The organism is Zymobacter palmae (assembly GCF_003610015.1).
Taxonomy (GTDB): Bacteria; Pseudomonadota; Gammaproteobacteria; order Pseudomonadales; family Halomonadaceae; genus Zymobacter; species Zymobacter palmae.
In genome coordinates this window covers 161426-173150 of the sequence record NZ_AP018933.1, presented here as the reverse complement: position 1 = coordinate 173150, position 11725 = coordinate 161426, and the positions used below count along the sequence as shown (strand labels likewise).

General features: G+C 56.0%; 11 protein-coding genes and 1 tRNA gene. 7 read left to right on the top strand and 5 right to left on the bottom strand.

All coding sequences use genetic code 11. From position 1 onward, the window contains the following. The first annotated feature begins 743 nt into the window (after positions 1 to 743). The 3 genes from ZBT109_RS00765 to ZBT109_RS00760 all read left to right on the top strand — a co-directional run bounded on the left by ZBT109_RS00765 (position 744) and on the right by ZBT109_RS00760 (position 1967). Positions 744 to 1004, top strand: coding sequence for a transcriptional regulator (locus tag ZBT109_RS00765; RefSeq protein WP_051523651.1), 261 nt, complete (start codon positions 744 to 746; stop codon positions 1002 to 1004). A gap of 216 nt (positions 1005 to 1220) precedes the next feature. Continuing rightward, the gene (locus tag ZBT109_RS13680; protein WP_156934023.1) at positions 1221 to 1358 is read left to right on the top strand and encodes a hypothetical protein; all 138 of its coding nucleotides are present in this window, start codon (positions 1221 to 1223) and stop codon (positions 1356 to 1358) included. Positions 1359 to 1769: 411 nt separating this feature from the next. After that, positions 1770 to 1967, top strand: a complete 198-nt coding sequence (locus tag ZBT109_RS00760) for a hypothetical protein (protein ID WP_145984457.1) — start codon at positions 1770 to 1772, stop codon at positions 1965 to 1967. Between the two features lie 784 nt (positions 1968 to 2751). Here the strand turns inward: ZBT109_RS00760 and rpiA are convergent. Beyond that, positions 2752 to 3447, bottom strand: coding sequence for a ribose-5-phosphate isomerase RpiA (gene rpiA / locus ZBT109_RS00755; RefSeq protein WP_027704475.1), 696 nt, complete (start codon positions 3445 to 3447; stop codon positions 2752 to 2754). A 217-nt stretch (positions 3448 to 3664) separates the two neighbouring features. On the opposite strand from rpiA, the gene ilvA reads away from it, so the two are divergent. Beyond that, positions 3665 to 5197: a threonine ammonia-lyase, biosynthetic gene (gene ilvA / locus ZBT109_RS00750; protein ID WP_027704474.1), complete on the top strand. Its 1533-nt coding sequence runs from the start codon at positions 3665 to 3667 to the stop codon at positions 5195 to 5197. A gap of 240 nt (positions 5198 to 5437) precedes the next feature. Here ilvA and ZBT109_RS00745 read toward each other — a convergent pair. Continuing rightward, positions 5438 to 5525: transfer RNA gene (locus ZBT109_RS00745), tRNA-Ser, on the bottom strand. A 113-nt stretch (positions 5526 to 5638) separates the two neighbouring features. Then, a complete protein-coding gene (locus tag ZBT109_RS00740; protein WP_051523650.1) occupies positions 5639 to 6403 on the bottom strand; it encodes a GH12 family glycosyl hydrolase domain-containing protein in 765 nt (254 codons plus the stop codon). Between the two features lie 181 nt (positions 6404 to 6584). On the opposite strand from ZBT109_RS00740, the gene ZBT109_RS00735 reads away from it, so the two are divergent. Further along, a complete protein-coding gene (locus ZBT109_RS00735; protein ID WP_027704472.1) occupies positions 6585 to 6932 on the top strand; it encodes a YegP family protein in 348 nt (115 codons plus the stop codon). 129 nt (positions 6933 to 7061) lie between these two features. Here ZBT109_RS00735 and ZBT109_RS00730 read toward each other — a convergent pair whose 3' ends face one another. Beyond that, the gene (locus tag ZBT109_RS00730) at positions 7062 to 8783 is read right to left on the bottom strand and encodes an ArnT family glycosyltransferase (protein ID WP_027704471.1); all 1722 of its coding nucleotides are present in this window, start codon (positions 8781 to 8783) and stop codon (positions 7062 to 7064) included. Between the two features lie 341 nt (positions 8784 to 9124). Between ZBT109_RS00730 and ZBT109_RS00725 the strand changes: the two genes are divergently transcribed. Further along, positions 9125 to 9331 carry a cold-shock protein gene (locus ZBT109_RS00725; protein ID WP_027704470.1) on the top strand — a complete coding sequence of 69 codons (207 nt, stop codon included), beginning with the start codon at positions 9125 to 9127 and terminating at the stop codon, positions 9329 to 9331. A 138-nt stretch (positions 9332 to 9469) separates the two neighbouring features. On the opposite strand, the gene ZBT109_RS00720 is transcribed toward ZBT109_RS00725, so the two are convergent. Next, positions 9470 to 10006, bottom strand: coding sequence for a GNAT family N-acetyltransferase (locus ZBT109_RS00720; RefSeq protein ID WP_051523649.1), 537 nt, complete (start codon positions 10004 to 10006; stop codon positions 9470 to 9472). A gap of 375 nt (positions 10007 to 10381) precedes the next feature. On the opposite strand from ZBT109_RS00720, the gene ZBT109_RS00715 reads away from it, so the two are divergent. Next, positions 10382 to 11725 (top strand): MFS transporter, encoded by a 1344-nt coding sequence (locus ZBT109_RS00715; RefSeq protein ID WP_051523648.1) that lies wholly within the window; start codon positions 10382 to 10384, stop codon positions 11723 to 11725.

Below are 11725 nucleotides of genomic sequence, written 5' to 3'. Positions count from 1 at the left end.
TTGCGATAGAAACATAGCGGGGTCACAATATTTGCCAACCTGACCCAAAGATCAGGTAACATAGTGTTCCATAGGCATTTTAGTCAGTGAAATGAGCCGCAATAGCGCATCGGTTGTGGCTTTGACACACAATGCCATCGGGATATTGTATGTCTCGTTGCGACAACACCCAATGCAGTCACTCCTGCACGAAAGTGAAGTAAAACGTTGAACAAGGGGATCCCCTAACGGCACTGAAGGCGAGAGTATGGCGTCTAAGTGTCTAAAAAAAGGTTCTTGTTCATTTGTCAGCCGCTATAACAGGACAGACAAATAAACGAAGGCACTTGGGGGGTGACAGAAGTAGTCGGATGAGGTGTCAGAGGATGTCGCATCGCGCCCGATTTATCGGCCGTCACCCAGTTTCTGTTTCCTAACTGACAGAATTGCCAGTTTGTTCATGGCGACTGCTGTACGACCCTGTCGTGGGCGAAACACGGCGTCTTCATTTTCGAAGAAGGCGATCCGGTGCCTGTCACTCTGGTGACCACGCTTTCTCGGCAACCGAATGACGCCTTTTCTGGCGCTTCGTTCGTGACCGGGTCGATGGTGCCCTTCGCAGGGACATCACATCTCTGGATGTACCGCATGTTCTGCAGTGAATTTCATGCCTGGCATCGTTGCCACGGCAAGGAAGCGGCGTTCTTGTCGTGGCAGACCATACGATTGATTGAAACACAAATGATTCTCAAAAGGAGAAGACAATGAAGAATCTTAAATTACTTGAATGGTTGCGCAATGCTGATGCTGAAACCATCGAACGCACAGGCGTCACTTACAGCTACCTGCGCCTGATCGGCTACGGTCACAAACAGCCGTCAGCCAAAGCGGCAACCGGCATCGAACAGGCCACTAACGGTCACGTCACCCGCCGCGAACTGCGCCCGGACGACTGGTGGCAAATCTGGCCAGAACTGCGCGAGCAGAATGAAACCGTGTCAGAAGCCAGTACATTGGTCGAATGAATGCCAGCATGACGAGCCGTTGATCGAACTATCGGATGTCCAGAGAAGCACCTCACGAACGCGATGGCGTGGGGTCTTCACCTTTCTATCGAGACGCTCCGTGGAGCTATCGTAAAGAAATAACCTCACTAATAGTCGATTACTCGTCACATTGTTGCCACGATTAATGTATATGCTGCTTACGATCGAATCATGGAGTCACAAGGATCGTAACGCATGACCGGAATCTACGAAGTCAAACTGACAGCTCAAGATCAGTGGCAGCTTGCTACTTATGACGGCGAGCGCTTTTTCTTGCAGACCGGTGAAGAAGCCCGACAGGTCTTCCAATATCGAATTGCTTTTTTTGCCTGAATATTGATCAGGGTGCTCTATTGAGAGAGCTGTTCGCTTAGAACAGCTTTCCGAGCGCTTTTATCCCCCGATTCTATACTTGCCCCCTCGTTTTATGCCCGCGCGGTGAACCGCCGCACAGCGCTATTCATCACGCCATACGGCGACAGATGACATCCCTGCTTGTGCTGATGGGGTGATATGCGCATCGCTCTTATCATGCAATATCGATTATCGTCGTCAATGATCTAATGTGCATAACGTCCAAATAGTAACGCCCATTAGGATATGCATCGCCGATATATCCGTATCGATAAATAACGGTCAGCAGAACATTGGCATACTTGGGCGTCATTACACGCTATATATGCAACAAGGTTTAAATGCCTTTGCAGTCGGTCATGGGGCCATTGAACAAGACCCGTCCAGCGAATGATCGCCACAAAGATGCTATCGGTACCCGCTCATCGCCAGTCGTGGCAAGTGGCGCGGATATTAGCACCGCTGGCGCGGCACCATCAGTACACCCCGATTAGTGGACATAAGGCGCTGCCCACCACGTTCGGCTTCAAGGTGGCAGTGTGGCTGGATGAGTTCTTGCGTCACCTAACACGCCTGAGCGAGATTTAGGACCGCGTACTGGTTGGCAGCCTCAACGGTGCTATCAGCACCTACACGGCATTAGGTCCGCAGGGCCTGGCCGTAGATGGCGATGCGCTCACGCAGCTGGGAACACCGCAGATAGGCATGGAAGTCATCGTAATCAAGTGCATGGCTTGCGTAGCCCAACAGCAGCGCTCAGTACGCGGCATGCGTCGGAGGAAACTGCTGACGTACCGATCCGGCAACGCCCGCGTCAGCACGGGAAACGTGCAGGCGAGGTAGTCCACCAGCCCCTGTCGAGCCCGCAAACCGGCGGCATCGTCAGGTTGGGCATGAACGATCAGAGAGGCTACCCGCTGCGTCAGTGAATCCGCCGTACGTTATCTCCTTCAGGCGATTGCTGAACCGCCTGCATCGCGTCAACGTGCATGACACTACCAGGCCACTTCACATGCCAAGCCATGCATAAAAAATGATCCATCATTAGTTGAACAGGTAATTAAGGCTATAAATAAGACATCCTAAAAATATACGGATGACATACCGTTAGGGCCATCTTGTTCCACGGCATTCTTATATCTATTTAACAGAAGAGAGAGCGTAACGGATATATCAGAAACAGCGTGCTGCAAGGCCTTTAGGGCAACAGCATACCGAGACAGGCAAGCATGACAGTATTAAAGAGAAATGATGATAGGGAAAATGATAAGGAAAGAAGGGCCCTATATAAGATAACGAACTGGCCGCAAGTTCATACCCATCATCACGCGCCAGATGATAGTAGTGAAACTCGCGGCCAGTCAGGGATGGATCAGGCTTCTCGACGCTCTACGCTGCCATCCTTGCGGCCCAGCAACAGCACATCGGCTCCGCGGGCAGCGAACAAACCGTTGGTGACAACCCCCACCAGCTGATTGATGCGGCTTTCCATCTCGACAGGGTGCTCGATCGGAAAATCGTAGAGGTCGAGAATCTGGTTGCCGTTATCGGTAATAACGCCTTGGCGATAGATCGGGTCAGCGCCCATCTTCACCAGCTCACGCGCCACATAGGAGCGCGCCATCGGAATGACCTCAACGGGCAGTGGGAATTGACCCAGCACCGCCACATCCTTCGATTCATCGGCAATACACACAAAACGCTCGGCACAGGCCGCGACGATCTTCTCGCGCGTCAGGGCAGCACCACCGCCTTTGATCATAGCGAAACCGGGGTCGATCTCATCAGCGCCGTCGACGTAGACGGGCATGCTTCCCACGCTGTTGAGGTCGAACACATCGATGCCGTGTCCGCGCAGGCGCTCGGCCGATGCTTCGGAACTGGCAACGGCACCTTTGAACGTGCCCGCCAGCGTGCCCAGCTCATCAATGAACATGTTGGCCGTGGAACCCGTACCGACACCGATGACGGTTTCAGGCGTGAGCAGCGGACGAATCTCTTCCAGCGCAGCTTTGGCAACGGCGCGCTTGAGAGCGTCTTGTGCAGCAGTCTTGGAGCGGAATGCCATGAAGGTCTCCATGAGAAGTGATGGCAGCGTGGGATGAAAATCGCGGACGGAACGAGGCTGTTGATAGACGCAGCGCTGACGAGGTGCCTACCACTCTATGTCGCATGGGCTTGCTGTTCCTTCGGTAGACTGGTACCAATGAAGACGGTACAGCCTATCTGTGCCCGCGATCTAATTCGAACATGATATTGGACAATCACCGATGCAAGATACCCCGTTGCTGGAAGCGTACGTCAAGAAGATACTCACCGCCAAGGTCTATGACGTCGCTATTGAGACGCCGCTGTCCCCCATGCCCATGCTGTCCCAGCGTCTCGGAAACCAGATTTCCATTAAGCGCGAGGATCTGCAGCCCGTCTTTTCTTTCAAGATTCGCGGTGCCTACAACCGTCTGGCATCACTGACTGACGCTCAGCGCCGTCAAGGGGTCGTGACGGCATCAGCGGGCAACCATGCACAGGGGGTTGCGCTGGGAGCCAAGCAGCTGGGCATTCGCGCGGTCATCGTTATGCCGCGCATCACACCGGATATCAAGGTAGCCGCTGTACGTGCCCGTGGTGCCGAGGTCGTGCTAACCGGTGACAACTTCAATGAAGCGCTCGAATACGCGCGCGAATTGATGACACAGGAAGGCCTGACCTACGTCGCGCCGTTCGATGATGCCGAAGTGATCGCGGGCCAAGGCACCATCGCTATGGAGATTCTGCGCCAGCAGCAGGGACCCATTGATGCCATCTTCGTTCCGGTCGGCGGCGGCGGCCTGATCTCTGGCATTTCGGCCTACGTGAAATACCTGTTTCCGGAAGTGAAGATCATTGGGGTCGAACCGGAAGATGCGGCGTGCCTGAAAGCCGCGCTGGAAGCAGGCGAACCGACAACGCTGGATCAAGTTGGGGTATTCGCAGAGGGTGTCGCTGTTTCTCGCATCGGTGAACTGCCGTTCGAAATCCTGAAGGATACCGTCGATGGCGTTATCACCGTTAACGCCGACGAAATGTGCTCAGCTGTAAAAGACATCTTCGAAGATACTCGCGGTTTGCCGGAAACATCCGGTGCCGTGGCCTTGGCCGGTCTCAAGAAATACATCCGCCAGAACGGCATTCAAGGCCAGAACCTGATCTGCATCAACTCCGGGGCGAACATCAACTTCGACCGCCTCAACCACATCACCGAGCGCACCTCGCTGGGCGAACGCCGCGAAGCGATGCTGGCCGTCAAGGTGCCAGAACGCGCAGGTTCCTACAAAGCACTGTGCGAAGTGCTGAGCAACCGTATGGTCACACAGCTCAGCTACCGCTATGCCCACCATTCTGACGCGCAGGTACTGGTCGGTATTAACGTCACGCCGTCCGATGATGACGCTGACCGCCACGCACTCATTTCGACGCTGGAAGAGGCGGGCTATCCCGTGGTCGACCTCAGCGAAAACGAAATGGCCAAAGTGCATATCAGCCATCTGGTCGGCGGTCACATGCTGCCAGCACTGCCCGATGACATGCACGAAGAGCTGTACCGCTTCGAGTTTCCAGAACGCCCAGGAGCACTGAACAACTTCGTGCGCCAACTGCCGGCGAACTGGAATATCTCGCTGTTCCACTACCGCAACCACGGTGCCGCCTATGGCCGTGTACTGGTAGCCCTACAGATGCCGAAGGACGAGCAGGACGGTCTTGATGCGCACCTTGATGAAATTGGCTACCGCTACTGGCGCGAAACGGACAATCCCGCTTACGGTCTCTTCCTGCGCTGATCGCAAATAGCCCGCGGAAAAGACGCCTCATGATAGACACATTGCCCCCTGATGCCGCTCTGGCGCAGGGGGCAACGTATATCTACGCAGGCGAACACCACGCGGGCCACAGAAGGCGTGCCCCATCAACGATATCGAAAGCAGAGCAGGGAAGATTCAAGCCGTAATAAACAGATGGGCGAGGGGAAAAGCAGATAAGACAAAGCCCGCACACAAAGAACGTGTGCGGGCTTCTGAATTTGGCGGAAAGCGTAGGATTCGAACCTACGGACCCTCTCAGGTCGCTTGTTTTCGAAACAAGTGCATTCGGCCACTCTGCCAGCTTTCCAAAACACCGGGTCGGTGTCAGGTGCCTAGCGTACCGATCCTGATCCCAGTGTCAACTACTCCTTGCGTGCCCGTACCTGTCGATGCGAGGCCGACATCGCTCGCACAGGCCATTCAATCAATCTCCAGTTGCCAGTCCAGTAGGTGAAGTTCACCCGACCCCGAATAGATTTCAGAGCCGAGCTCGACACTGCTCAGGAACAGCGCATCGCTTCGCCAATGGCCCGTACGGGCGAGGTATCCCAGCAGTGGCTGGAGATCCATGGACAGGTCATCAGCGCCCTCTTCAAGCACAAAGGTATACACCGGCCAACCGGTGGGAAGCGAGCCCACATAGAAGCCCCAGTGGCGCCCATCAATCGTCACCCGGCCCTTATAGTCGCCAGCAGGATGAACGTTGATACTGCGCAGCCAGACCATCACCTCCGCTGCAGGCGATGAATACCAGCGCGCATGCGATGAGGTATGGCACCACAGGTCATAGGCAACGTTATAGCGACCATCAGCGTTCAGCGCGAACCGGGCATGCGTGCGGACATGATGCAGGGAGGAAAGGGCGGCGGGAAGATGGCTACGAGGGTCATAGTTGGACGACCAATGCCAGCCGGTCACCAGTGCAGGATAGGCCTTGACGCTCTCTGTCGTGCTCGGCCAGTGCCAGCGCCACCCCATATCATGCTCGGAGTGATAGAACACCTGCTGCCAGCCTTCTTCAACGTCTGCTGCACCCCATTGGTTGTTGTTGAGGTAGCTTTTGCCTCCGTCGATCTGAATTTCGTCGCCAGCCATGCTTGTCATGGCAGCGCTGACCATCGGCGCGTACAGACAGGCCATCATCATGACCATGACAGCACCTGCCGTTGCACCGGATATTTTCATTGTTGTTCTCCTTGAACATACGGTGGCGGGATGAATGTCGGCATCGAGAGCCTAGTCGCCATGCAGCCCATGTACCACGGGCTATAGTTGTCTGTGAGATCGCCACAGGAGGTGGCGGCTCATATCTCTCGAGCCTCTCGAGGGTATGAGATTCACTTTCATCGACAAGGAGCGCATGCAGATGGCAGCCAAGTTCGAGATCTACAAGAGCAGTGAAGGGCAGTTCCGTTTTCATCTGAAGGTCACCAACAACGGTGAAATCATTCTGGCCAGTGAAGCCTATACGCAGAAGGTCAACTGCAAGAAAGGCATCGAATCTGTCAAGAAGAACGCCCCTGAAGATACGCGCTATGCGCGCAAGGAAAACAAAGCCGGCAAATGGTACTTCGTGCTCAAAGCGGGCAACCATGAGGTCATTGGCACCAGTCAAGCCTACAGCAGCGAAGCGGCCTGCAAAAAAGGCATCGAATCTGTAAAACGCCACGCACCGGATGCTGAACTGGTCGATACGACAACGACACAGAACTGATCGACGCCCGGCGATTGCCGCCGTGCAGCATGAGGTGCCACTGCCATGGGTACTTCAGCGGAAATGAAAAAGAAGGGGTGGCTCAGCCGAGCCACCCCTTCTTCATATCTATAACGATGATCGTGCGGATCAGGGCGCGACAGCTGCCCCTTGCGACGAGGGCACCGCGTCAGGGAAGGTCAGCCAGACCCACGTCAGGGTGGAATCGTCGACATGCTCGCTGCGCGAGTAGCCAACATGCTCCTGTGCTATCCACGGCGCCAGCTGCTGACGTAGCTTCTGGTAGTCGCTCGCACCGTGCACTAGCAGGCCAAAGGGCTGGCGTGCATCAAGTCGGGCCTGTAGCGCTTCGGCATTAATATCGCCTACCCGCCAATCATGATAGAACGCCAGCGCACCACGCTCGACTTCTGTCAGCCCCATCCCCGCGGTCTTGGCACGATAGGCCTCGGGTACCGCCTGATAGAGCGCCTCGTTCTCGGCACGCGTGCTCTTGCGCGGCCCCTGAATACCGTTCATAAACAACGTCCAAGTGATAAAGACACTGAATGCCGCCAAGAAGATGCGCACGGCGCCAAGCGATGTCATGCGCATGCACACGACAAGCGCGATGCTGAGCACCACGGCGGCGATCTGCCCCATGTGATTGCGAGCGATCAGTTCGATCATCTCAGGTGTGGCATGGCGAGTGGGCAGCAGATGCGCATACAGCGGCAATAGCAGCACGACCAGCTGGAACGCCAGCGCCGCCCACAGCGTGAACAAGGCATAGCCACGCACCCAGCGCGCCGGAGCATGATGTGCAAGATATTGGCCCGCCATCATGGCGAAGAACGGCAGGATCGGCAACAGGTAGAGCGAACGCTTGGTCTGCGCCATCGACAGGATCAGGAAACTCATGATACCGCCGATCAGCAGCAACAGTTGGCGCAACCCCATACGGCGACCTGCGCTCAGGGTCGTGACCAGCCACGCCACGATCAGCGGCACCCACGCCAGCGTCAGTGACAGCATGGAGGGGATATAGTCAAACTTGGTTGTCGCTTCGTCATGACCCAGCCCAGCGGTACCGTTCAATCGGCCCACCTGATTGCGCCAGAACCACTCGTTCCACAGCCATTCGCCGTCCTTATGGCTGACCAGTGCCCAGCACCAGCCGCCGCACAGCACCACCATCACGATAACCAGCAGAAGGTTGTCGAGCACGATCTGCCGCCAGTGCGTCTTGCCGCGTGCCCACAGCTGATGCAGGAAGAGAGCACCCCAGAAAGGAATCATGACCAGCGGAGCCACTGGCCCCTTAGCCAGAAAGGCCCCCGAAATGGCGATGCCGGTCCACAGCGCAAACACGCGACGGTTGTCTAAGTAGAACGCGATCAGCGTCCACAGGCTCATGGCACAGAAAAAGGCCAGCGCCACATCCGTACGGATCACATGGAAGTGTTCGAGGAAACCACTCATGGTTGCCAGCGACAGCACGCTCCAACATGCCGCCCGCTCACCGAACATCCGGCGCGTAGCGAGCCACAGACATGCCAGTGTTCCCGCTGCATAGAGCGAACAGGTCAGGCGCAGCACATTAACAGGATCAATGAAGTATCCCGTCACAGCATTCACCAGCAGCACGCTCCAATAGAACAGTGGCGGCTTCTCAATGAAATACTCACCGCTCAACGTGGGCACAATGAAGTCATGCGAGCGCAGCATTTCCCACGCGATACCGGCTTCGCGCGGCTCATCGGGCGACCACAGGTCATGGTCGAACTGCCCAAACAGCAGCAGCACGGCGATCAGCACCAGTAGGCCGCCCCATAGCAGGCGTCGGTGATGTAGGGCAGGGGGATGTGTCATATCGGAAGGAGTCCTCCATCCATGGCAGGAGAGTGGCGAAGAGTCGACATCATTGTGGCAGGGTAGGCCTAGCCAGCGGTAGACCATGCTGAAAACTGTAGTGACATTTCGTCTCGTTGACGGATTCCCTGCGCTTTTGAACAGGCAGGCTGATAATTTGCTTGACGCTGTTGTTGTGAACGCGCAGGATAGGCCTTGTAGGTTAGCAAGTCATATCGTCAGTTGTAATCGAGTCCTTCGGTAGCCTGGTAGATATTTCTCTTGTTTTACCCACGACATGTCCTATATATGATTCGCATCTATAGGTCCCGTCTATTCCCAGTCAATCGAGGATTTCGACAATGGCAACTGGCACAGTTAAATGGTTTAACGACCAGAAAGGTTTTGGTTTCATCTCTCCGGCAGACGGTGGCGACGACCTGTTCGCACACTTCTCCGAAATTCAGGCTGAAGGCTTCAAATCCCTGCAAGACGGTCAGAAAGTTACTTTCGACGTCACTCAGGGTAAAAAAGGCCTCCAGGCTTCCAACATCCGCCTCGCTGACTAATCATTATTGATTAGTCCGGCGAACGCCGGCTGTTGATAAAGGGGACCCGCTTTCGAGCGGGTCCTTTTTTTGTGCCTGAATTTCTTATACCTGCGATGCGTGCCCAATGCCAGCGCCATCAATGGTACGCCGCCTCGACTAGCGGTAGCAGGCCTGATGTCGATACTTCGCCAGCGGCATTTCCATCACGTCGAGCGGAACAGGCGCATGCCCAGCTCCCGGATCGAATGAGCTGCTATCGCCGGTGTACTCGAACCCCTGTCGGTTATACCACGCCATCAGCTCGCGACGGGGACGAATAACACCCAGCCGGATCGCATGGCGCCCTGCGGCTGCATGCCAGCGCACCGCTTCATCCAGCATCTTCTTCCCCAGCCCTTGGCCCTGACAGTCAGGATCGACGGCAAACATGCCGAAATAGCCAGCACCGTCCTTTTCTTCGCCAAGCCAAGCACAGACCACTAGGTGCCCCTCCTGTTCGCCGACCACGATGCGGCCATCTGTGCGCGCCAGATCACTGCGCAGACTGTCGACGGTCGCCCGCGGTTCATCTGGCATACCGATCTCTTCCGCCCACGGTTCATGAATCAATGCCTGATAGGCCGTATTGATCAACGTCAGCAGGCGCGGGATATCCCCTTGATGTGCCGTACGGAAGTGGAGTGTCTGGGACATCGTTCATCCTTTCATTATCGACAGAGCCTATCTGCAATTAAGCGCTGTGCGGTAACTGTATATCCACCCGATGCCTATCGTCATCGTGGCATGGTTGCGTGTGAAAGGGCGGGGATGCTACCTGAACAACTCGCGTTTATGAAGAAAAAAGAGGCCAATTACGATCATTTCCACAAAGTAACTCGCCCGATGACGGTGCGGTAAAAGATAGCAGGGAAAGAATCGGCATGGTCAGCGGGGGTCAATGAGCAGTAGGGTAGGAATAGTAACGGTGCCTTCACGATAACGAGCAGGCTATGCCCGACGCGCAAGGCATGTTTCCTTCGAAATCATCCATGGATTGGACAGGAGGTGGCCATCCGGCCAACGCAAACGATGACGAGCGACGTTCATACACAAGGGCTGCGGCCTTCTAGGGTGCGCTGGGGCGTACTGGTACTGCTGTTTCTGGCCGTAGGTGTCAACTATATGGACAGGGTCAATCTGTCGGTGGTGCAGGGCAGTCTTGAGCACCAGTTCGGGCTGACCGGCACTCAATATGGCTGGCTGCAATCGACCTTTATCGTGGCCTATTTAATAGCACAGGTGCCAGGCGGGCGCTTATTAGACCGCTGGGGCACGGAAGGCTTCTATGCGCTACTGATCCTGCTGTGGAGCGGTGCCACCTTTGCGATGGGCATTGGCGGACTGCTAGGCTTCGGCACAACGGCCGTTCTGGGTCTGATGATGGTGTGCCGCATCGTAATTGGACTGGCGCAAGCTCCTTCCTTTCCGGCCAACGCCAAGATTGCGGCCATGTGGTTTCCGCATCATGAACGAGCGCGCGCCATCGGGGCCTATTCGACAGGACAGTATCTGGTCACAGGCCTGATGGTGCCTGTGCTGAGCATCGTAGGGGTGCGTTACGGTTGGCCTTCCGTTTTTTATGTGTCCGGTGGGCTGGGCATTCTGCTGGGGCTATGGTGGCTGTTCGGCTACCGCGATCCAGAGCATAGCCGTGCCAATGCGGCGGAACTGGCCCTGATTCGGCAAGACAATCGTCAGGCACCTTCCGTCGCCGATGAACCGGATAGCGGCAAGGTTGGTTGGCCCGAGTTGCGCCATATTTTGGCTCAGGGCCGCTTCTGGGGCATCTGCTTCATGCACTTTGCCGCCACCTCCATCCTCTACTTCTTCCTGACATGGTTTGTACCGTTCTTGCGCAGCAGCCTGCAGCTGCAAGGCGCATGGGCGGGCGTCATGGAAAGCGTGCCCTTCCTGCTAGCGGCGGTCGGGGTGCTGTTCGGTGGCGTATGGAGCGATCTGCTTCTCAAGAGCGGCCATTCGCTGGTCAAGGCGCGCAAAATTCCGATCGTATCGGGCCTACTGGTGTCCGCGCTGATCTTCTGCAGCCCATTCCTGAGCGCTTGGCCACTGGTGGTGATCTGTGTGCTGTCGGTGGTCTTTCTGGCCAATGCCGGCTCCAACCTGGGCTGGACCGCGATGAGCGATATCCTGCCGAAGCGCATGATCGGCACGGCAGGCGGTATTCTCAATATCTGTGGGAACATGGCCGGCATTCTGACCCCACTGGTGTTCGGCAGGGTGCGCGACATGACGGGGAGTCTGAACGGTGGGATGTACTATCTGGGGGCCGTCGCCCTACTGGGCGCACTGTGCTTTCTTTTCTTCATCAATGACCTGACTGAAATCGACATCAGTCAGGCCCGTTCCCGCTAG